Origin of the sequence: Burkholderia sp. Bmkn7 (assembly GCF_041103175.1) — a bacterium.
GTDB lineage: Bacteria > Pseudomonadota > Gammaproteobacteria > Burkholderiales > Burkholderiaceae > Burkholderia > Burkholderia cepacia.
This window is the reverse complement of the sequence record NZ_JBGCUH010000003.1, coordinates 2,991,362-3,011,321: the sequence shown is the minus strand read 5'-3', so window position 1 is coordinate 3,011,321 and position 19,960 is coordinate 2,991,362. Positions and strand designations below refer to the sequence as shown.

The 19,960-nt window shown below is 63.1% G+C and carries 28 protein-coding genes and 1 tRNA gene; 18 read left to right on the top strand and 11 right to left on the bottom strand.

All coding sequences use genetic code 11. From position 1 onward, the window contains the following. The first annotated feature begins 16 nt into the window (after positions 1–16). The 4 genes from AB3K92_RS35585 (at position 17) to AB3K92_RS35570 (ending at position 3,377) form a co-directional block, all read left to right on the top strand. Positions 17–1,354 (top strand): AAA-associated domain-containing protein, encoded by a 1,338-nt coding sequence (locus tag AB3K92_RS35585; RefSeq protein ID WP_021158501.1) that lies wholly within the window; start codon positions 17–19, stop codon positions 1,352–1,354. Positions 1,355–1,414: 60 nt separating this feature from the next. Continuing rightward, a complete protein-coding gene (locus tag AB3K92_RS35580; protein WP_369466733.1) occupies positions 1,415–2,074 on the top strand; it encodes a hypothetical protein in 660 nt (219 codons plus the stop codon). A 64-nt stretch (positions 2,075–2,138) separates the two neighbouring features. Beyond that, complete coding sequence (locus AB3K92_RS35575) at positions 2,139–2,621, top strand: tetratricopeptide repeat protein (RefSeq protein WP_369466732.1); 483 nt, start codon at positions 2,139–2,141, stop codon at positions 2,619–2,621. 69 nt (positions 2,622–2,690) lie between these two features. Then, the gene (locus AB3K92_RS35570; RefSeq protein WP_369466731.1) at positions 2,691–3,377 is read left to right on the top strand and encodes a hypothetical protein; all 687 of its coding nucleotides are present in this window, start codon (positions 2,691–2,693) and stop codon (positions 3,375–3,377) included. Between the two features lie 69 nt (positions 3,378–3,446). Here AB3K92_RS35570 and AB3K92_RS35565 read toward each other — a convergent pair whose 3' ends face one another. Both AB3K92_RS35565 and AB3K92_RS35560 read right to left on the bottom strand, forming a co-directional pair. Continuing rightward, positions 3,447–3,941, bottom strand: coding sequence for a hypothetical protein (locus AB3K92_RS35565; protein WP_021158515.1), 495 nt, complete (start codon positions 3,939–3,941; stop codon positions 3,447–3,449). After that, entirely contained in the window at positions 3,938–4,489 is a 552-nt protein-coding gene (locus tag AB3K92_RS35560; protein WP_021158516.1) for a hypothetical protein, read from the bottom strand. The genes AB3K92_RS35565 and AB3K92_RS35560 overlap by 4 nt, the downstream gene beginning before the upstream one ends. 288 nt (positions 4,490–4,777) lie before the next feature. Between AB3K92_RS35560 and AB3K92_RS35555 the strand changes: the two genes are divergently transcribed. The 3 genes from AB3K92_RS35555 to AB3K92_RS35545 all read left to right on the top strand — a co-directional run bounded on the left by AB3K92_RS35555 (position 4,778) and on the right by AB3K92_RS35545 (position 7,124). After that, positions 4,778–4,975: a hypothetical protein gene (locus AB3K92_RS35555; RefSeq protein WP_021158517.1), complete on the top strand. Its 198-nt coding sequence runs from the start codon at positions 4,778–4,780 to the stop codon at positions 4,973–4,975. Positions 4,976–5,116: 141 nt separating this feature from the next. Then, entirely contained in the window at positions 5,117–6,538 is a 1,422-nt protein-coding gene (gene otsA, locus AB3K92_RS35550; RefSeq protein ID WP_048025379.1) for an alpha,alpha-trehalose-phosphate synthase (UDP-forming), read from the top strand. Next, positions 6,531–7,124: an AAA family ATPase gene (locus tag AB3K92_RS35545; RefSeq protein ID WP_369466730.1), complete on the top strand. Its 594-nt coding sequence runs from the start codon at positions 6,531–6,533 to the stop codon at positions 7,122–7,124. Before otsA ends, AB3K92_RS35545 begins: the two co-directional genes overlap by 8 nt. A 24-nt stretch (positions 7,125–7,148) precedes the next feature. Here AB3K92_RS35545 and AB3K92_RS35540 read toward each other — a convergent pair whose 3' ends face one another. Next, the gene (locus tag AB3K92_RS35540) at positions 7,149–8,516 is read right to left on the bottom strand and encodes an MFS transporter (RefSeq protein ID WP_369466729.1); all 1,368 of its coding nucleotides are present in this window, start codon (positions 8,514–8,516) and stop codon (positions 7,149–7,151) included. 159 nt (positions 8,517–8,675) lie between these two features. Continuing rightward, the gene (locus AB3K92_RS35535; protein WP_048025380.1) at positions 8,676–9,056 is read right to left on the bottom strand and encodes a DUF5594 family protein; all 381 of its coding nucleotides are present in this window, start codon (positions 9,054–9,056) and stop codon (positions 8,676–8,678) included. Positions 9,057–9,173: 117 nt separating this feature from the next. Here AB3K92_RS35535 and AB3K92_RS35530 point away from each other — a divergent pair, with 117 nt between their 5' ends. Next, on the top strand, positions 9,174–9,575 hold the full coding sequence (locus tag AB3K92_RS35530) for a hypothetical protein (protein WP_021158522.1): 402 nt from the start codon (positions 9,174–9,176) through the stop codon (positions 9,573–9,575). 206 nt (positions 9,576–9,781) lie between these two features. Here the strand turns inward: AB3K92_RS35530 and AB3K92_RS35525 are convergent, their stop codons facing one another. Continuing rightward, entirely contained in the window at positions 9,782–10,087 is a 306-nt protein-coding gene (locus AB3K92_RS35525) for a hypothetical protein (protein WP_021158523.1), read from the bottom strand. Positions 10,088–10,230: 143 nt separating this feature from the next. Between AB3K92_RS35525 and eco the strand changes: the two genes are divergently transcribed. Continuing rightward, the gene (eco, locus tag AB3K92_RS35520) at positions 10,231–10,731 is read left to right on the top strand and encodes a serine protease inhibitor ecotin (RefSeq protein WP_059486241.1); all 501 of its coding nucleotides are present in this window, start codon (positions 10,231–10,233) and stop codon (positions 10,729–10,731) included. Positions 10,732–10,766: 35 nt separating this feature from the next. Here the strand turns inward: eco and AB3K92_RS35515 are convergent, their stop codons facing one another. Beyond that, on the bottom strand, positions 10,767–11,381 hold the full coding sequence (locus AB3K92_RS35515) for a TetR/AcrR family transcriptional regulator (protein WP_369466728.1): 615 nt from the start codon (positions 11,379–11,381) through the stop codon (positions 10,767–10,769). A 115-nt stretch (positions 11,382–11,496) separates the two neighbouring features. Between AB3K92_RS35515 and AB3K92_RS35510 the strand changes: the two genes are divergently transcribed. Further along, a complete protein-coding gene (locus AB3K92_RS35510) occupies positions 11,497–12,237 on the top strand; it encodes an SDR family NAD(P)-dependent oxidoreductase (RefSeq protein ID WP_027786779.1) in 741 nt (246 codons plus the stop codon). A 51-nt stretch (positions 12,238–12,288) separates the two neighbouring features. Here the strand turns inward: AB3K92_RS35510 and AB3K92_RS35505 are convergent, their stop codons facing one another. After that, complete coding sequence (locus tag AB3K92_RS35505) at positions 12,289–12,621, bottom strand: hypothetical protein (RefSeq protein ID WP_059861845.1); 333 nt, start codon at positions 12,619–12,621, stop codon at positions 12,289–12,291. A gap of 213 nt (positions 12,622–12,834) precedes the next feature. Further along, positions 12,835–12,911: transfer RNA gene (locus AB3K92_RS35500), tRNA-Met, on the bottom strand. Positions 12,912–13,317: 406 nt separating this feature from the next. Here AB3K92_RS35500 and AB3K92_RS35495 point away from each other — a divergent pair. From AB3K92_RS35495 to AB3K92_RS35460, 8 genes are all read left to right on the top strand, one after another. Next, entirely contained in the window at positions 13,318–14,466 is a 1,149-nt protein-coding gene (locus AB3K92_RS35495) for a hypothetical protein (RefSeq protein ID WP_369466727.1), read from the top strand. 177 nt (positions 14,467–14,643) lie between these two features. Then, positions 14,644–15,003 (top strand): hypothetical protein, encoded by a 360-nt coding sequence (locus AB3K92_RS35490; RefSeq protein WP_369466726.1) that lies wholly within the window; start codon positions 14,644–14,646, stop codon positions 15,001–15,003. Positions 15,004–15,123: 120 nt separating this feature from the next. Then, the gene (locus tag AB3K92_RS35485) at positions 15,124–15,420 is read left to right on the top strand and encodes a hypothetical protein (protein ID WP_369466725.1); all 297 of its coding nucleotides are present in this window, start codon (positions 15,124–15,126) and stop codon (positions 15,418–15,420) included. 7 nt (positions 15,421–15,427) lie between these two features. Continuing rightward, a complete protein-coding gene (locus AB3K92_RS35480) occupies positions 15,428–15,643 on the top strand; it encodes a DUF4224 domain-containing protein (protein ID WP_369466724.1) in 216 nt (71 codons plus the stop codon). Positions 15,644–15,666: 23 nt separating this feature from the next. Further along, complete coding sequence (locus tag AB3K92_RS35475; protein WP_369466723.1) at positions 15,667–15,903, top strand: excisionase; 237 nt, start codon at positions 15,667–15,669, stop codon at positions 15,901–15,903. 52 nt (positions 15,904–15,955) lie between these two features. Continuing rightward, positions 15,956–16,393, top strand: a complete 438-nt coding sequence (locus AB3K92_RS35470; protein WP_369466722.1) for a hypothetical protein — start codon at positions 15,956–15,958, stop codon at positions 16,391–16,393. 299 nt (positions 16,394–16,692) lie between these two features. Next, positions 16,693–17,493, top strand: a complete 801-nt coding sequence (locus tag AB3K92_RS35465; protein ID WP_369466721.1) for an HNH endonuclease — start codon at positions 16,693–16,695, stop codon at positions 17,491–17,493. A gap of 62 nt (positions 17,494–17,555) precedes the next feature. After that, positions 17,556–18,284: a hypothetical protein gene (locus tag AB3K92_RS35460; RefSeq protein WP_369466720.1), complete on the top strand. Its 729-nt coding sequence runs from the start codon at positions 17,556–17,558 to the stop codon at positions 18,282–18,284. Here AB3K92_RS35460 and AB3K92_RS35455 read toward each other — a convergent pair. From AB3K92_RS35455 to AB3K92_RS35445, 3 genes are read right to left on the bottom strand one after another with little or no spacing between them, the layout of a single operon-like run. Beyond that, positions 18,224–18,673 carry a hypothetical protein gene (locus AB3K92_RS35455; protein WP_369466719.1) on the bottom strand — a complete coding sequence of 150 codons (450 nt, stop codon included), beginning with the start codon at positions 18,671–18,673 and terminating at the stop codon, positions 18,224–18,226. The genes AB3K92_RS35460 and AB3K92_RS35455 overlap by 61 nt on opposite strands. A gap of 15 nt (positions 18,674–18,688) precedes the next feature. Then, a complete protein-coding gene (locus AB3K92_RS35450; RefSeq protein ID WP_369466718.1) occupies positions 18,689–19,096 on the bottom strand; it encodes a hypothetical protein in 408 nt (135 codons plus the stop codon). A gap of 19 nt (positions 19,097–19,115) precedes the next feature. Further along, entirely contained in the window at positions 19,116–19,610 is a 495-nt protein-coding gene (locus AB3K92_RS35445; RefSeq protein WP_369466717.1) for a hypothetical protein, read from the bottom strand. Positions 19,611–19,960 lie beyond the last annotated feature (350 nt).

Below are 19,960 nucleotides of genomic sequence, written 5' to 3'. Positions count from 1 at the left end.
TTGAGAGCGAAACGCGATGCACAATCCGAATGCTGTAAACGCCCCCGTCCAGACGAACCAGCCTCCGCGCCTCGGTGAGGAAATCCTGCGCGTCGATCACGTCTGTCGCGGCTTCAACAAGACGCAGGGCGAACTGCTCGTGCTCGACGACGCGAACCTGTCGCTGCGCGAAGGCGAGATCGTCGGCCTGCTCGGCCGTTCCGGCTCGGGCAAGTCGACGCTGCTGCGCATCATCGCCGGGCTGATCGAGCCGACCGGCGGCGAGGTGACCTACCTCGGCAAGCCGCTGCGCGGCCCGGCCGAAGGCGTCGCGATGGTGTTCCAGACCTTCGCGCTGTTCCCGTGGCTCACCGTGCTGCAGAACGTGGAAGCCGGGCTGGAAGCGCTCGGCGTCGGCGCGCGCGAGCGGCGCGAGCGTGCGCTCGCCGCGATCGACCTGATCGGTCTCGACGGCTTCGAGAACGCGTACCCGCGGGAGCTGTCGGGCGGCATGCGCCAGCGCGTGGGCTTTGCGCGTGCGCTCGTCGTCGATCCGACGATCCTGCTGATGGACGAACCGTTCTCCGCGCTCGACGTGCTGACCGCCGAGACGCTGCGTACCGACCTGCTCGACCTGTGGACGCAAGGCCGCATGCCGATCAAGTCGGTGCTGATCGTTACGCACAACATCGAGGAAGCGGTGTTCATGTGCGACCGGATTCTGGTGCTGTCGTCGAACCCGGGCCGCGTGATCGCCGAGATCAAGGTGCCGTTCAAGCATCCGCGCAACCGGCTCGACCCGGCATTCCGCAAGCTCGTCGACGACATCTACGCGAAGATGACCGCGCGGCAGACCGGCGAAGCGACGAAGAAGGGGCTCGAGCTCGGCAGCTGGCTGCCGCAGGTGTCGACCAACCTGATGGCCGGCCTGATCGAGACGCTCGCGATGGCGCCGTACCACGGTCGCGCCGACATGCCGGAAATCGCGCGTACGCTGCACCTCGAGGTCGACGACCTGTTCCCGATCGCCGAAGTGCTGCAATACCTCGGCTTCGCGGACGTGCGGGAAGGGGACGTGTTCCTGACGCCGCCGGGGCGCGTGTTCGCGGAATTCGGCACGCAGGAGCGCAAGCTGATGTTCGCGGATCACCTGCTGAAGCACGTGCCGCTGGCCGCGCGGATCAAGAAGGTGCTGAACGAGCGTCCCGGCCATCGCGCGCCGCGCGTGCGCTTCGAGCAGGAGCTGGAGGATTTCCTGTCGGACGGTGCCGCCGAGGAGACGCTCGACGCGGTGATCGACTGGGGGCGTTACGGCGAGATCTTCTCGTACAACGACCAGACGGAGATTTTCAGTCTCGAGGACGTCGAGTCCTGATGCTGGCGGGGCGACTCTGGCGCATCCCGCCGGAATCGCCCGGATGCCCCGAGCGGCTTGATGCTGCTGTCGCGGGCCAAGGGCCGCGGCCCGACCCCGGCGTTCGCAACGGGCGCCCGGCCATGGATACCTGATTGTCGGATCGTGCGCCTGCCGGAAGCGCTGCGAATGGTGTTTGGCGACGATGCCGCGCCCGGTTTCACTCTTCGGCGACAACGCTTCGTTCACCTCGGACACCGTCCACCACTTCACCACATGTCAGAGAGTCTCTATTCTGTCGCTGCTGGTATGCACGACCTGGTGGTCGTGTCCGTCATCGATTCGCCGAGTCCGCACGTTTTTCGCGCAAAAATCGAGCAGATCTATTCCTGCGGGAAGGGCATCACGCCGGATCGTCTCGGAACGGAGTTCGAGTTTTACAGCGGGCCTGCGACGTGGGGGAACGTACCGCTCCAGATCGGGGAGCGGGCGTTGCTCTTCGTGCATCAAGTGTCCGGTGTGTTTAACGAATATCCATGGCGCGGCCACATGGTTCTGGAGGAAATTGACGGTGAATCGTACGCCCGATTACAGATTCCCGAGTTGTGGTTGAGGGACGATCTGCCGGAAGCCGTGAAAGCTGCGGCGGCTCCTCATCCAACCAGGCGAAACGCATCGATTGTCAGGTTCGGTGCGCTCGAGAACTACCTGAAAGGGCTCATCGAGAAAGCGGTTCGCTGAGCCGGGGCGGCTTCCGGACAGCGAAGCGGATAATGCGCGTGCGAAGTTTTTGGAGCTGAATTGAATGACCGATAGGAACCCCGATTTTTCACCGATGCGCATGCGGGCACGCGGATTCGTGTCGCAGGGGCGCATCGAGGATGCGCTCGGACTGTACGGCGACATCCTGAAGGTGGCGCCGGAAGACGCGGCGACGTATGCCGATCGCGGCACGACCTTCGCAATGATCAAGAAGACAGCGCTCGCGCTGAACGATCTGAACCGGGCCATCGAGCTGGGCTACACGGATCCGTCGGCGTATTGCACGCTCGCGACGATTTACCTCGAAGGCGGCGCCTACCAGAAATCGCTCGATTACTTCGATGAGGCGCTGAAGCTCAATCCCGACCAGCCTTTCGTCTATTTCAATCGCGCCAGGGCATACGAGACGCTGGGTGATATCAACGCGTCGATCGCCGATCTCGAGCGGTGCCTGACTTACGACCCGGACGATGCGCTGTCCGCGAAGATCAAGGAAAGGGTGGCGCAGCTTCGCGCGCGTCTGTAACGGCTGCCTCCGGATGTGAAGTGTGCGGTACCCGGCCCGGAAGAATCCGGGCGAATTGAGGGAGTAATGATGCTGAAGCGGGACAGCTTGCCGTATTCCGTGCTGCCTTCCTCGTTGGCAGCATTGATCTCAGAGACTGATTTTCTGACGGCGTTCGAGAATGCGGAGTCGCAAACCGTCATCGTTTGGTATGTCGACCCGCGAATCGGTCGTCAGCACGAAATCGAGTTTTCCCCGAGGCTAGGGCGTCTGCTGTCGCGCGGCGAGCGTGAAGCGCAATTTCCGCCGGAGCGTCAGATGGTGCTGCAAGACGGGATCCGCGTGCACGTAGGCAATAGGCTCGAGGCCGATACCGACGTTCGCTATGAAACCTATACCGCACACGATCCGGTGACGTCGTCGAAGCTTGCCGTCGGCGAACAGATGTTCTTTGTGCCGTTTCTGGACGAGCCCGAGCCGGTCGTTCGGCAGGCAATCGAACGAGCGAAGTTCACGAATACGTATGCGGGATGGAGCGCAATCGAGCGCACTCGTTATTGGGTGGGCGTGCTGTATCGTGCGCGACGCCAGACGGGGGAGTCGGGTATCAACGAAGACGAAGCCTTTCGGCCCGCAGTGTTGAAGCACATGAGGGCGGTGGATCCTGATGTCGATGACATGCTTGCGGCGGTGCTTGCCGAGCTGAGTCGAATGGAAATGATCGCCCCGGATATCATGCGGGCTGCGTTCAATCTACGTACAGGCGCATCGATCTGATCGCCCGGACCACCAGTGTGTCCGATGAGCGACGCGCATTGATTGACCGACGCGCGGCACACCGCTCCGCTACTGCAAATTCCCCCACCGATCGACGGCCGGCTCCGCCGACGCCCACTTCCAGTGCGTGCCTTGCTGGCACGCATTCGCGAAAAACCAGTCGGCCTTGTCGCCGTCCTTCACCGAGAACGCGAATTCCTTGCACAGCGCGAGCGCCGACGAATACGCGCGCGTGACGCGCACTTCGCCTTCGCCGTTTTCGAGCGGCAGCGTGTTCTTCACCTTCCACGGCTTCACTTCGCCGACGGCGAGACTGCCGGCCGTCTTCGCGATCGCGTCCTGCTGATTCTGATGGAGTTGTTTCATCGTGCGGTTCACGGCTTCGTCGGTCGCGGCCTGCACGGCGATCCCGACGCCGACGCCGACCGCCGGGTTCGCGGTGACGAGGCCCGTCGCGGCGCCGGCAAGCGCGCCGCTCGCCGCGCCGACCGACCCGCAGCCCGACAGCGTGGCCGCCGCCGCGCACAGCGCGCCGATGGCCGCGATACGGATCGCGACGCTCATTGCAGCGAGCCCCAGCGTTCGGTTGCCGGTTCCGCCGATGCCCATTTCCACACGGGGCCGTCGCGGCAGATCGTGGCGACGTAGAACGCCGATTGCGCGGCCTTGTCGGCTTTCGCGGGCGTGTCGACCGCGAACACGATTTCCTTGCAGTCGAGCGGGCCGATGCTGATCATCCGGCTGACCGTCACGCGGCCCTGTTCGTCGTCCTCGATCGGGAACGAGTGGTGCGTCGACCACGGCGCGACGCCGCCCACGTCGAGCGGGCCGGCCGCCTTCGCGATCTGTTCCTGTGTGTAACGGTGTGCGACGCGCTGCGAGTACTGGACGCCCGCACGCGCGCCGGCGACGGCGCCGAGGCCGATGCCCGTCGCGACGGCGGCGTTGTTGGTGACCTTGGAGGCGATCGCGGCACCCGCGATACCGGCGCCGGCTGTCGCGCCCTCGCTGTACAGCGAGTTGCAGCCGGACAGCAGTGCGGCCGTGGCGATCGCGGCCAGCACGACGCGCGCCGGAATGGCCCGGCGCGGCGATTCGAAACGAGTGTTCATCCCTGAGTGCAAGTCCTGTCTGGGTGAGCGGCAACGCGTGCGCGCCCTCATGCCGCGTCATTGTTTCGCAATTGTCATAGGAAAAATGCAAAGCTTTGACAAATCGCCGGACGGCATCCCGCGCGCGTACGCGCGGCGTTATTGTCGGACAGGTGGATCGTGAGGGGTCGAAACGTTACAAATTGAAGGTAATTGTTACTTTGGCGTGCAAGGAAGCGACCTAGACTTTTCAGTTATGGAATGTTTCTACGACGGCCTCGGGCCGCGCCGCACATGAGACACCCGGCCATGCGACGTTCGAAACGGTTTTCGCCCCGGCCGCCCGACGCAGGGGCGGATCGCCCGCATCCGCAGACCGACGCGCCATCGGCACCGCCTGCCGGTGCGCCCGGCGAGACGCCGTCCGACGGCGATCACAACCAGGGCGGTGCCCGCCCGGAAGGGCTCGACTATCAGCGGGATCTCGGTCAGGAGCAGGACGCCTGATGTCGTTGCCGTCGTATTCCGCCGCAGCCTTTCACACCTGCATTTCTCACGTCTGAATCGCCGCACGGCCGCCTTCGGGCCGCCGTGCCAGCCTTGGCGCGCGCCGCGCGCCAGCCCATCGAATCGAGGAGGGAAAGCCGCATGAGCAGATTGATCGTGGTATCGAACCGTGTCGCCGCCGGCGAGGACACGCGCCCGAGCGCCGGTGGCCTGGCCGTCGGCGTGATGGATGCGCTGAAGGAAACGGGCGGCGTCTGGTTCGGCTGGAACGGCGAGATCGTCGGTGCGCCGGATGCCGAGCCCGCGATCCAGCGAGACGGCAACGTGACCTATGCGACGGTCGGGCTGACCCGGCGCGACTACGACCAGTACTACCGCGGCTTCTCGAACGCGACGCTGTGGCCGGTGTTCCATTACCGCGGCGATCTCGCGCGCTTCGACCGCCAGGAGTACGCGGGCTATCTGCGCGTGAACGCGATGCTGGCGAAGCAGCTCGCCGCGCTGCTGCGCCCCGACGATCTGATCTGGGTGCACGACTATCACCTGCTGCCGTTCGCGCATTACCTGCGCGAGCTCGGCGTGAAGAACCCGATCGGCTTCTTCCTGCACATCCCGTTTCCGTCGCCCGACATGCTGCGCCTCGTGCCGCCGCACGAGGAACTCGTGAAATTCATGTGCGCATACGACGTCGCGGGCTTCCAGACCGAGGCCGACAAGCAGGCGTTCACCGACTACATCGAGCGGCGCGGGATCGGCGCGGCGAGCGACGACGGGATGCTGCACGCTCACGGGCGTGTCGTGAAGGTCGCCGCCTATCCGATCGGCGTTTATCCCGACGCGATCGCGCAGGCAGCCGTCCAGTACGGCGCGCGCAAGCCGGTGAAGATGCTGCGCGAGGCGCTCGACGGCCGCAAGCTGGTGATGAGCGTCGACCGTCTCGATTATTCGAAGGGGCTCGTCGAGCGCTTCCAGTCGTTCGAGCGGATGCTCGCGAATGCGCCCGGCTGGCAGGGGCGCGTGTCGCTGCTGCAGATTGCGCCGCCGACGCGTTCCGACGTGCAGACCTATCAGCACATTCGCGAAACGCTCGAAGGCGAGGCCGGCCGCATCAACGGCCGCTTCTCGCAGCTCGACTGGACGCCGATCCAGTACCTGAACCGCAAGTACGAGCGCAACCTGCTGATGGCGTTCTTCCGGATGTCGCAGGTCGGCTACGTGACGCCGTTGCGCGACGGGATGAACCTCGTCGCGAAGGAGTACGTGGCATCGCAGGATCCGGCCGACCCGGGCGTGCTCGTGCTGTCGGAGTTCGCGGGCGCGGCGGCCGAGCTGACCGGCGCGCTCCTCGTCAATCCGTACGACCTGTCGCAGATGGCCGAGGCGCTCGAGCGCGCGCTGTCGATGCCGCTCGCGGAGCGGCAGGCGCGCCACGAGGAGAACCTCGCGCGGCTGCGCGGAAACGACCTGTCGGTCTGGCGCGATACGTTCGTCGCCGACTTGCGCAGTGTCGCGGCCGCCGCGTCGGTCACGCGGCGCGCGGGCCGGCGGGTCGTGCATGCGTGAGGTCACGCAGGGGCCCGGCACCGCCGACGACACGAGCGACGACGCCACCCGCCGCTTTTTCGTCGTGACCGGTGGCCCGGGTTCGGGCAAGAGCACGCTGCTCGATGCGCTCGAGCGCGCCGGTTGCGCGCGCTCGCAGGAAGCCGGGCGGGGCGTGATCCGCGACCAGATGGCGATCGACGGTCACGCGTTGCCGTGGCGCGACCCAGCCGCGTTTGCCGAGCTGATGCTGAGCTGGGAGATGCGCTCGTACGATCTCGCGCGGCATGCGCGCGGGCCCGTGTTCTTCGATCGCGGCGTGCCGGACGTGATCGGCTATCTGCGGCTGACGGGGCTGGCCGTGCCCGCGCATGCGGAGGCCGCGGCCAACCGTTTCCGCTATCACCCGCGCGTGTTCATCGCGCCGCCGTGGCCGGACATCTATGCGCAGGACACCGAGCGCCGGCAGGATTTCGCGGAAGCCGTGCGCACCTACGACGCGATGGTCGAGTGCTATACGTCGTATGGCTATCGGCTGATCGAACTGCCGCGCGAGAGCGTGCAGGCGCGTGTGCGTTTCGTGATGAACGCGCTCGACGCCGAATGACGCGCGGGGCGGCGCGCGACGGTGTCAGGTTGCCGCGTCCGGTCGTGGCGACGCGATGCGCAGCATGCTGACGAGCGCGGCCACCGCCGCGAATGCCGCGGCGACATAGAGCGCGATCGTCGGCCCGCGATCGGGGACGAGCCCGAAAATCAATGCGACGAGCGCGGCGCCGAGCGTCTGCCCGGTCAGCCGCGCGGTGCTCAGCATGCCGCCCGCGCCACCGCTGCGCTCGCGCGGCGCCGACGACAGCATCGCGCGGTTGTTCGGCGACTGGAACAACCCGAAGCCTGCACCGCACAGCGCCATCCGCCACACGATGTCGACGGTGCCCGGGTGCGCGCCGATCGTCGCGAGCGACAGCAGCCCGGCCGCGAACAGGGCGAGCCCGATTCCGCCGAGGATGCCCGCCGAATAACGATCCGACAGCACGCCCGCGAGCGGCGCGGCGAACACGATCACGAGCGGCCAAGGCGTCATGTAGAGGCCCGTCTCGACCTGCGATAAGCCGAGCGAGTGCTGCAGCCAGAACGGCAGTGCGACGAACGCGAGCATCTGCGACGTGAACGACGCCATCGACGTATAGATCGACAGCGCGAACATCGGGATGCGCATCAGGTCGACGGGCAGCAGCGGCGCCGGCTGCGACAGCTGGCGCTTCACGAAGAAGTAGCCGACGACGAACGCGACGGCCAGTTCGGCCGCGACGTACGCATGGCCTTCGCCGTGGCCGAGCCCGTCGACCGCCGTGATCAGCAGACCGAACACGCACGCGTTCATCAGCGCGCTCGGGAAATCGTACGGCGCATCGTGCAGCGGGTTGGACGGCAGCGCGCGCAGGCTGCCGATCACCGCGGCGATGCCGATCGGCACGTTGACCGCGAAGAGCCACGGCCACGATGCGAACGACAGGATCGCGGACGCGACCGTCGGCCCGATCGCCGACGACAGCGCCACGACCATCGCGTTGATCGACAGCCCGCGCCCGAGCATCGACGACGGGTAGATCATCCGCACGAGCGCCGCGTTGACGCTCATGATGCCGGCCGCGCCGAAACCCTGGATCACGCGCATCACGGCCAGCATCGGCAGCGAGCCGGCGAGCGCGCAGCCGAGCGACGCCGCGGTGAACAGCGCGAGCCCCGCGACGTAGATGCGGCGATAGCCGATGCGCTCGCCGAGCGAGGCGAGCGGCAGCAGCGTGATCGTGACCGCGAGCTGGTATGCGTTGACGATCCAGATCGATGCGGCGTCGGACGCGTGCAGGTCGCGTGCGATCGTCGGCAGCGCGACGTTTGCGATGGCGCCGTCGAGCACGGCGAGCGTGATGCCCAGTGCGACGCAGACGATCGCCCAGTAGCGTTGCGGAAGCGGCAGGCCGGTATCGGCGTTCATGGCGGGAGCAGATGCGTGGTTGTCCGCGCGCCCGGCTGCCGGTTGCGTGCGCAACCATGCGGGAGGGTGGAGGCGGCGATGAGCGGCCCGGCCGGCGCAACTGCGCCGAGGCGTGGCCGGCCGAGTGTATCACCGGGCCGCATGGCGCGACGCCGGCACTCAGCCTTCGAAGTCGAGGCCGCCGAGCCGCACGAGCGGGTCGGCTTGCGTGCGCGACAGGAGATCGATGTCGCGCGCGCCTTCCCATGCGCCCAGCTTTTTCGGGAGGGCAGCCAGGTAGTGCTCGAAGCGCCGCGGGCCGTCCGGTTCCATCAGCCGCTCGATTTCGTCGGTGTCCCAGGTCAGTTCGAGATTCAGCGGATGCTCGAAGCCGCTGACATGCTCGTGCGGTGTGCTGCGGATCTGCACGCGCGTCGGGTGCCCGTGGCCGCCATACGGGACGACGTCGGTCAGCACGTGATCGGCGAAGAAGGCGGCGATCGCCTGTGCGATGCGCGGGGCGAATTCTGTATCGAAACGGCGGGCGGTTTCGGGCTGCATGAAGGCGTCTCCTGTATGCCGAAAATCCTAGCATGGCGGCGCCGCATTTCGGTGTGCGTGACAGCGGTAATCGCGCGTTACCACTTGCTGCATCTATTACGGCCGCCTGCCGCCACAATGCATCGCATCCAGTACCACTTCGCGTGGGAGCCCATCATGAAAAAAATTGCCGCAGTGTGTGTCCTCGCCGGTTCGCTTGCCGTGGCGGGGCCGGCGTCCGCGCATGGCCGCGACGGCGGCGCCGTCATCGGCGCATTGATCGGCGGCGCGGTGCTGGGCGCGATCGTGACGTCCGCGATGAATCCGCCCGTCGCGTATCAGGCGCCCGTGTACCAGGCACCGGCCTATCAGCCGCCGACGTACTACCAGGCCCCCGCGTACCAGCAGCCTGCTTATCCGACCTACCAGCAGGCACAGTACCAGGACGACGGCCCGAACTATTGCTACGACCGCTATCAGCGTGCGTACGTGTGCGGCGCGCCGGTGCGGGGTGGCTACGCGCAGCCGGCCGGGTGGTAAGCGGGCGGATGCGTGACGCGTGAACGGCCGGTGCCGGGCGGCCTGCGCCGCCGACGTTCGCTTCGCCGCACTGGACGACAAAAGGCCCTCGCTTCGTGCGAGGGCCTTTGTCTTTTGCGCGGGAGTCCGTTCGTCTGAGTAACACAAGACCGGCGCGACCGCCCATCGGCGGGCCGTGCGCGGATACAAACGGTTGCAATTGTGCGTCAGTGGCGATGGCCGCCGCCTCCGCCGCCATCGTTCCAGTCGCCGCGGCGTCCGCCGCCGTGCCCCCAGCCGTTACCGCGGTTGCCGCGATCGCCGTCCCAGCGATGGTAGTCGCGCCGGCCGCGATCCCAGTCGCGTCCGCCGCCACCGCCCCAGATGTTGACCGTGCCGTACACGGGGGACGGCGCGTATGCGTAGCCCGGATCGGAATAGTAGGGCTGGCCGTAGCCGTATCCGGCGTCCGGTGCGACGACGCAGCCGGCCAGCAAGGTCGCGACGCCGGCGGCAGCAATGAGCTTCAGCATGATGTTCTCCGTTGGTTCCCCTATAAGTACCGCGCAAGGGGATTGCCAGCTGTTTGCAATTGTGTCGTCAAATTACGGCGCCGTAAGGTCATGTGACGAAAGTGTTAGCATCCGGAGCTCATTTGTTTTTCAGGAGTACCTCGATGAAATTCGCGATCCGGGCCGCGCTGGCCGCCTTGTGCGTGACGACTGCCGCCGCCTGCTTGGCCGCGCCTGCATCGGCGCCCGCCGTGCCGGCCGAGTCGATCAAGATGTTTCCGCAGGCAGCGGCCGGCCAGCAGCGCGTCGTGATCGCGCTGCCCGCGCTCGAGAACGAAGGCGATGCGCGCGTCGAGCTGATGATCGGCAAGACGTTGCAGACCGACTGCAACCAGCAGTGGTTCGGCGGCGAGCTGACCGCCGAGGACGTGAAGGGCTGGGGCTATACGTACTACCAGCTCACCGACGTGAAGGGCCCGGCGTCGACGCTGATGGCGTGCCCGGGCCAGGCGCCGCAGCAGCGGTTCGTGCAGGTGCGCGGCGATGGCCAGCTGCTGCGTTACAACAGCCGCCTGCCGCTCGTCGTCTATGTGCCGGACGGTTTCGAGGTGCGTTATCGCGTGTGGCATGCGTCGAAGGACGTGCAGCACGCTGAAAGGCAGTAACGCGCGGGGCGGCCGTGTGCGGCGGCGTCCTGCCGCTACGCGCCGCCCATACCGACGAGCGCTGGCCACGCGGCCAGCGCAGCCATCGCGACGGCCTCGAGATCGCGACGGCTCGCACCATCGCGCGCCTGGATCGACATCCCCTGCTGGACGGTTACGTAGTACCGCGCGATCGCGTCGAGGTTCGCGTGCGCCGAGATCTCGCCGGTCGCGACACCTTGCCTGAGGCGCTCGCGCAGGCTCTCGACCGTGCCCTCGCGCATCGCGATCAGCGTTTGCCGAACCGTATCCGAGCGCTCGGCCGGATGCAGCGCCGACAGCACGACCAGGCAGCCAGCCGGCTTCGATCGCCGCGTGAACACGCGTGCGGTATCCATCAGGTAGTTCCGCACGGCGTCGTATGCGCTGCCGGCCTCCTCGACGCCCCCCCAGATTTCTTTTCCCTCCGTTGCGCGGTAGTGCTCGAGCGCCTGCCGGAACAATGCTTCCTTGCTGCCGAACGCCGCATACAGGCTCGGCGATGCGATGCCCATCGCGGCCGTCAGGTCGGTCATCGACGCGCCCTCGTAGCCGAGGCGCCAGAACACCTCCATCGCGCGTTCCAGCGCGGCTTCCTTGTCGAAGCTCCTCGGTCGGCCCCGTTCAGCCATTGCGTCCGTTCCTTCGTCGATATCTGTATCGATCGATAAAATAAATCAATTGACTGTGTCGCGCAACTTGCCACATTCTGTGCCGGTCGTTACATAAATGAGGAAAGGAACCGACATGAATCGACTTCAGGGCAAGCGTGCACTCATCACGGGCGGCAGCCGCGGCATCGGTGCGGCGATCGCGAAACGGCTGGCGGCCGACGGCGCGGACGTCGCGATTACCTATGAGAAATCGGCCGAGCGGGCGCAGGCCGTCGTTGCCGGCATCGAGGCGCTGGGCCGGCGCGCCGTCGCGATCCAGGCCGACAGCGCCGATCCGGTGGCCGTGCGCGACGCAGTGGATCGTGCCGCGGAGGCGTTCGGCGGTCTCGACATCCTCGTCAACAACGCGGGGATTTTCCGGGCCGGCGGGCTGGACGATCTCACGCTCGACGATATCGACGCGACGCTGAACGTGAACGTGCGCGCTGTGATCGTCGCGTCGCAGGCGGCGGCGCGGCATCTCGGCGAGGGCGGGCGCATCGTGTCGACCGGCAGTTGCCTCGCCACGCGCGTGCCTGATGCGGGGATGAGCCTCTATGCGGCGAGCAAGGCCGCGCTGATCGGCTGGACTCAGGGGCTCGCGCGCGATCTGGGCCCGCGCGGCATCACGGTCAATATCGTGCATCCGGGGTCGACGGATACCGACATGAATCCGGCCGACGGCGAACACGCCGGCGCGCAGCGTTCGCGGATGGCGATCCCGCAGTACGGCAAGGCCGACGACGTCGCGGCGCTCGTCGCATTCGTCGTCGGGCCGGAAGGGCGGTCGATCAACGGGACGGGGTTGACGATCGACGGCGGCGCGAACGCGTGATCGCTTGATGGCGGACGCCCGGTGTGAGTGGACCGGGCGGTGTGGCGTTCGTTATCGGCAGCCGAGCTGTTGATGCTCGGCTTCGAGATCGGCGCGCTTGTCGTAAGCGCGCAGTTCGTTGCGCGGCTTGCCGTCCGGGCCCATCCCGCGCACGACCTTCTGGCCGCGGTCGGGGGTGTGTGTCACGGCGTCGATGCCGGCGGATAGTTCACGGCACCGTGAGTCGGGGGAGGGGGTATCCGGGCGCGGTGCCGCTGCGTTCGCGATGTTGGCGATGCCGGGGCTGACATAGCGCTGCTTCGCGGGCGCGGTGACGGTGTCGGCGGCGTTCGCCGTGCCGGTAATCGCGGAAAGCGCGGCGAGTGCCGCGATCGTTCGAATCATTGCGGAAGTCCGGATGCTGAAGAAGGTTCGGAATTCTACGCAATGTCTGACGTGGGTCTGCGGCGATCGGGCAGGATGCGATCGCGTGTCGCAGGTGGTGCCAGCGGCTGAATGTTCCGCGATTTGTCTGCGATGCCTGCCAGGCGGTGCACACGCAGCAGTGCATGCGGAAAACAAAAAGCCCGCTTGCTTTCGCAAAGCGGGCTTCGGTATTGGTTGCGGGGGTAGGATTTGAACCTACGACCTTCGGGTTATGAGCCCGACGAGCTGCCAGACTGCTCCACCCCGCGGCGCGAAGTGTACTTGGGCTGATGCCGAGAGTCAAACGATCTTTGATTTGTGTCGAATGGAAGCCGTGGTTCACCTTCACCGGGTGCGGCGATCCGGCATGTGGGTTGGCTGATGACGCATGCCCATCTGCTTCGACGTCGTGCGTTTTTCGTCGCCGTCGTTGCGGTACTTGATCGTGAGAAAGTGGATGAAGGCTTGAGGTCTGACTGGTCCCCGACAGAATTCATGCTTCTATCGTGGACGTGCGTTTAAGACGGATTTTTTGGAAATATGCCCCCAAAAATGCCCCTGATTGATCGTTGTCACTGAGATTCAGGCTATATGTCACCGGGGACAATCGGATTGCCGGAGATCCCCAACTGTGCCTAAATTATCGGCGGAATAACAATAGAAATCGGGGAACGAATGAGCGAGACCACTGCGGCCGCCGAGGCGGCACCAATTCCGAGCGTGGCGCCGAGTGTCACTATCGACGCTGCAGCACTCCGGCTGCTCCGATGGAGCCATGACCAGTCTTTGCTTCGACCAGAAGCGTACTTCCCCGGCGAGGAATACGGTCACCCCGAGTTTGACCAGATGTCCGATCGCGCAGTTGCCTTCCTTCGTCAGAAGCAAATTCGGTTTGTGGGAGTGAACGAAGCCAGAAGCGAGATTTCGATCTTTCTTCAAAAGGCTGCGCCTGGTGAACGGTTGTTGAAGTCGTTGCCGGCCGAGGCAGACGGGTATCGATTGCGTTTTCGCCAAGGGAATCCGGAAGCAGTGTCACCGACAACGGTTGCTGAGGCAGCGACGCCGTGTGCGATTCACATCGCGAACGGCGGGCTCTACTACACGTGTGGGAGCTCGATTTCAGTTGGTAACGCCCGAGCGGCAGGTACGCTCGGCTGCTTGCTACGCGACGGGGCGGGACAGCTCTTCGGGTTCTCCAACAATCACGTGTCAGCGGGGTGCAACTACTCTCCGAACGGGCTGCCGATTTTGGCGCCAGGGGTGTTAGACGTGTCGCCGCACAATCCTCATCCGTTCACGATCGGATATCACGATCGCCAACTGACGATGCTCATGGGGGATCCGACAGTGGTGAACTCGCAGCAGAATCAAGACGCGGCGGTGTTTCGCATCGCCGACGAGAGCCGTGTATCATCGATGCAGCAGAGCTTCTATGACTCGCCTTCCACGGCGATCGCTCTCGCACCAGGGATGGAAGTAGAAAAGGTTGGGCGCTCGTCCGGCCATACACAGGGACGCGTCATATCGCGAGTGATCGGGCCGTCGGAGATCACGTATTCTGCCCCCCAATATAATTTCAACGGTGTCGTATACTTCGACAACATGTACTGGGTACATGGCATCGGTGACCGCTTCTCGGAGGCTGGAGACTCGGGGTCGCTTGTAGTCCACACCGACGCAATGGGGCAACGCCACGCTGTTGGGGTTGTCGTGGCCGGCGGCGCGGATTCGTCAGCACCTGGCGGAAAGATCTCGATGATCATGCCCATCATGCCGATCTTGGCACTTCTTGGAATGGACCTAGTATCCGGACACAATGTCTAACTTTTATGGACGCTTCTGACGCAGCTCAGCACTTGTACGACGCCTTGGTGGCTCCGCGAGGAACCGTCAATGTCGCCGCTGTGCCTGATTCTGGCAGGGGTTACGCCTTGGTGGTTTGGGTTTCACCAGGGTTTGTATTGCAGAACGTGCCTGATGAATTTGATGGCTACCCAGTGCATGTTAAAGCTCGACCGCGATTTCGCGCTGAATCGCGGCCGTGACCAGTCAGTGATCTACCCAAAGCCCCGCCTCGAGCGGGGCTTTTCACATCCGAAGGGCTGCGCGATGATTACGCCGTTAGGCGATCCGGAGCGTTCCATGTCCGCCATCAAACTGCGAATCCCCCGAGAAGATGTCTTCGCGTTCAACGACGACCTCACTGCATGGTCAGCGGCCGGCGGCATCGATCTTCGGTTGACGTTGGGAGCGGAGCCGTATCGGACGACCAACGTGTCGTCTCCTACGCTGTACGTTGCAGAGATCGACGAATCGTTTTTCGAACGGTTCCCGCGGTGGCGCCAGTTCATGGAACATTGACTCAGCGCCCGGGTCCTCAGGACGCGGACGGTTAGGCGGTTGTCGGCACGCCAAGCGCATCGACGCAGCGCCGTACCGCTCGTAAAGATGACTCACTCCCACTTGATTGGAGGAAGTCGGATGGCAACGCAAAATGGAAACGTTCGTGAATTTGACGACGGGCCGTATCGCATCGTCATCGGTGCGGTGGAAGATTTAGAGCCCGTCGGAAACCCCGCTCGCATTCGCGGATATCACATCACCACAACGATCAGGCGCATAGACGGTACGCCAGTACGGGGGCAGTTTCGGAACGAGGTTCGACATGTCGGTGGAGCTGGATTGTCTCTGGAGCAAGCCCTCGATCATGGCCAACGGTTCGCGATGGCTTTGATCGAACACGGCTTCCCAGAGAACGATGATTTTTGGAAAGAGTGAGATCGACGTGAGCATCCTGACAAAGGAAGAACTGGTCGAATTGACCGGCGGACTGAAGCAGGGCGCAGCGCAGATCCGCTGGATCGAGCGCGCCCTCGGCATCAAAGCGCCGCGGCGTATCGATGGGACGCCGATGATCACATGGGAGCAGATCAACAACGTGCTGCAACCGGCTCAACCCCAATCGACACGATCGAAGATCAACTGGACCAAACCGCTGTAGTCCTTTCCGCTATGAGGTCGCAGATGAAGATCAGACTGAACCTTTGGCTAGAGCGCGAATTTTTTCCAGCGCCAGCGATGCGGACGGCTTCGCGCTGGATCAAACAAGGGAAAATCTACCCACCTCCCATCAAGGTTGGTAACGCGTACTACGTCGAAGAGAAAGCCATCTACCAGGAAGGAAATCGGCCCCTGCGATTGGCTGAGCGTCTCGCTCTTGAGGAAATATCAGAAAAAAAGAAGAGGAGCGGGACTCGCTAACCGCTTCCGATGTGCCCGCAGATATCCGCAGCCCTACGCTATCGAGGTTCCAATGTCGAAGCGCCTGATGGATTTTGCGCATGGCTTGAAGGATCCGGTCGTCGTGCGGATCGCGAAAATGTACGATGCCAAGCGAGCCGCGAATCGATGGATTTCATGGGAAGAGTATTTCCCTCCGCGGCCGGGCGAGGCCATACGCCGGGCCGACGCCTCTGAGGCTATCCGATGTAGTGAATCGACGCTGAGAAGGGGGTTGCAGGTCCTGGATGGGGTTTGCGTTGCTGCAGCAGCGCGCGGTTTCGCGACGAGTAGCCTCCGATACGCATATGCGACCGAGCACCTGGAGCGGCAGAAGGCAGCCGGCGTATCGCGCCGGGAGGCGGCCGCAGGCGTGTCGACGTGGCTCGGCCATGGGGACGGACGCGGAACGTGGGTGGAACGGGTCTACGGGCGCGAGGCGCTTGCCGAGGTGGAGGCGCGCCATGCATAAGCACGTCGACACGCTGCCAGAGGTTGGTCACTCGCGTTGGAGGCAAATCGCGCCGTTTGTGGGCGTCTGCCGGGAGACATGGCGAAAGCTCTGCTTGGCCGGACGGGCGCCTCAGCCGATTCAACTATCTCCGCGGTGCACGGTGTGGCGAAATGACCAGATGCACCAGTATCTGTCGGACCCACTGCAATATAAGGCGGAGTAGAAATGCGCTGGCTTTATGGTCCGAGGAGATCAAGATCCATACTCGAAGGCCGATATCGGAACTATACGTATCTTTACCTTGGGGGTTGCGTGACATGAAGTACCATCGCTTCAATATCGGGAATCTCGAAAATGGTGGAGATGTCAACGAATGGTGGGCCGAGAATGTTCGGCGCGGCGTAATTACGACAGGTTTTGATGGCGAGCCCGATGATGAGGGCGAGAAACAATTGCGAGCGATGGACGAGGGCGACCGAGTTCTTGCCTATGCAAGTGGCTATGGCTACGTTGGAGCCGGACGCGTGCTGGGAGATAGTACGTACCGGCTGCATGCTAGTGCGCCGCTTGGATCGGTATCAACACATCAGCACGAGCGCGGCGTCCGGTGGGAATATGTGATCTCCGATGTCAGGGACGGCATCAGCGAAGAGGAGGCTCGCCTCTTCCATCCAATCAGAACCCGCTTACCGGTTGCAAATGCGTTTGAGGCGGATCATCTCATCGCCATATTGAAGGAGAGGGCGGTGAGGCCGGAAGTCGACCTTGTCACTCTTCAGGTTGATTTTGATGAAGCGATAAGAAGGTCAAGTTCCGATTCGCGAACCGCACGACAGACACGGCTAAAAGTCGCGCCCAAGCTACCTGAAAGGATTACTGTTTCTACGTATGCCTATCTTCGGAATCCGGACGTGGTTGCGGAAGTATTGGATATAGCGCAAGGACAATGTCAAGAATGCGGAAAGCCCGCACCTTTCCCGAGGAAAAGTGATGGCAGTCCATACCTAGAGGTGCATCATCGAGTGCGATTGGCCGAAGGCGGTGAGGACACGGTTGAGAACGCTATTGCCTTGTGTCCGAACTGCCATCGAAAAATGCACTATGGAAAATTGGATTGAGTACGAGACGTGCAAACAGGTTGGGGGGGGCACATGGAACCGAGGCCTGGTGAGGTGGCTGAATGACGAATCGGATTGAGGCGGACGCCGCGTTCCAAGAGGCAAAGGAAGTGGCGTCTCGGTTGAAGGCGTCGTTGCCCTCATCAGTCGATGCCGCGCAGCAAGGCATCATGTTCAAGTCGTTGTTTTACGCCTTGGTAGCCCGAGAAGCGCTGTTGCATCGGATCGTGGCACTTGCTGATGATGCCTTTGCTCTCCATGATGCGGCACGCTCGCTAGGTGCCGCCATCATCGCACGCTCGATGTTAGAGACGATGTCGATACTCGGGTACCTCCGGAGCGTCTTTGAGAAATTTGAAGCCACCGGAGACGAGAAGGTCCTGTTCGACCGGATAGCAAAGGCGGTTGTGGGTGCCAGGAACATGCAGGACGAGGCTCCCACCGCAGTTCATGTTCTGAAGGCGATCGACGAGACGGAGCAGCGCATCGGTGTTCCAGGATTGATGGCGGTTTACGAGTCTCTTTGTGAGTTCACACATCCGAACTGGAGTGGGGTGCTAGGCTCTTTCGGCGAGCATGAACACGCGTATCGCGTGGTGTTTGGAATGCCCCCGAGAGCTATTCCTCCGGTGGAGGTGCATCTCGCAATTATCCTGACTACGTTCGAGCAGTTCTATACATGGCTCGGCGAGGCAATCTGCACGGCGAACGCAAGGCTTGAGGAGAATCGTCAACGCGAAGGATCGTCTTCCTCGACGAGCTCGCGAAGTTTTTCGCAGAAGTCTTCGTAGGTCATGTGGATGCAGCGACAATCGTCGGGAAAGCGCTGTAGGCTGCGTCTGTCCTCTGACACGAACCAGTCAGCAACCATAGCAGCGACATCGACGATGAATGCGTCAGCGTCTTTGTTCGAGGCACCCTTGTGTTCATCGAAGGTTTTGCCGGACCCGAGGTAGTCGCCGGCACACATCACGCCTGCGCGTGCGACGGCGTGGCCGATGTCTTTGACGGGGAATAGATCGGGGAGGTCAGCCTTGCGCTTATGTAGTTCTTCAGCTACTTGACGCGGCATCAGAACCTCGACTGCTTGTTGGGCTATCAGGTTGCGCAACAACTCGACATTTTCCGCATCCTGCTCGAGGCGATCGTAGATGTTGGAGTCAAGGATGATCTGGATCATCGGAGCGCGGCGAATTTAGGCGGCCGCGGATGCTACTAGGCGCGCAACGTTGTTGAATAGGATATCTCCGTAGGCCCATACGATCGTTCCGACGACCGTCAGGCCAATCGAAACGCGCATGCCCCACTTCTGTTTCGGCATATATTGCTTCCGGAGCAGTACAAGTTCGGCGGAGCCAAATCCCCCTGGGGTGAGCAGTGCGCTGAGGTGTCCCGCCTTGTTTTGAGCGAGGAACGCAAACACCGTGACTGGCGCGCCGGTCCGTTGGAACCATTGGGCCATTGAGTCGCTCGCCGGCCGTAGAGCGTTGGCACACGGTAACGCGATCAGTAGGAGGGCCGCCAACGCAAGCAGGCAAATAACGAAGCGCCATGTCGATTCAACCTTCAGCTCGTATTCCTGCCAATCGAATGCTGCTGTCATTGACAATCCCGTAACGCTGTCAGATGGCTCGATGAGCGAATGTCTCGATTGCTTGCAATGCCGCTGGCCAATTTGAGAGCCCGGCATCGACTAGCTTCAGTGTGAGGTGCTTGATTGCTTCGCCTGGCAGCGACTTGAGTTGATCGAGGAGCCGAGACTTCTCGGGCGTGGGCAGATCGGACTCAGCAATCCGCTGGCCGATCAACTCCTTCAGTGTGTCCTCGTGGAGCTTAACGGTCACGACGCCCAGGATCGACGATAGGCCGCCGTCATCGGCGAGAAAGTCCATACCCTTGGCGGTGATGCAGGGGCTTCTGGAGAAATCGAACTGAAGCGTGCTGTCGTTCATTGAGGAGACGAGGCCGTGCTCATTCAAGTAAGCCAGATTGGCGAGGTACTTCGCTTTGGTCTCTGCGTCCATTGAGTCGACGCGCTCGAACCAGACCGCTCGATCCGGATAACAGGCTGCTAGCTCTTGGAGTAGCTCTCGTTGATAGGTGCGGTCAAGTTTCATTGGGTTCCCTGCGACGATCCCGTGAAATCAAGGGATGCTTTGAGCTTATATTCTGTCACTAATTCGTCGTTGCTCGCCGGTCGTTTCACAGATGCAACAGATTCGTCGCTCTTTCACGGTACTTCCTGATGGGGGAGGCTTTGAGGGGCGCCGATTGGGCATTGGTGCAAAACTTGCAGCGTTCAGTGGTGGGATCGCGACACGCTAAGATTTGGTCACAGTTTGTCGTTATGTGCTATGGACATGCTGGAATCAGCGGGATAAAGTGCTAGTCAGATTCCACATCCTGAATCGCCATACTTGTCAAGTTGCGTTGCGGAAAAGACAGGCTGTCGGGGCGCATAGATGCG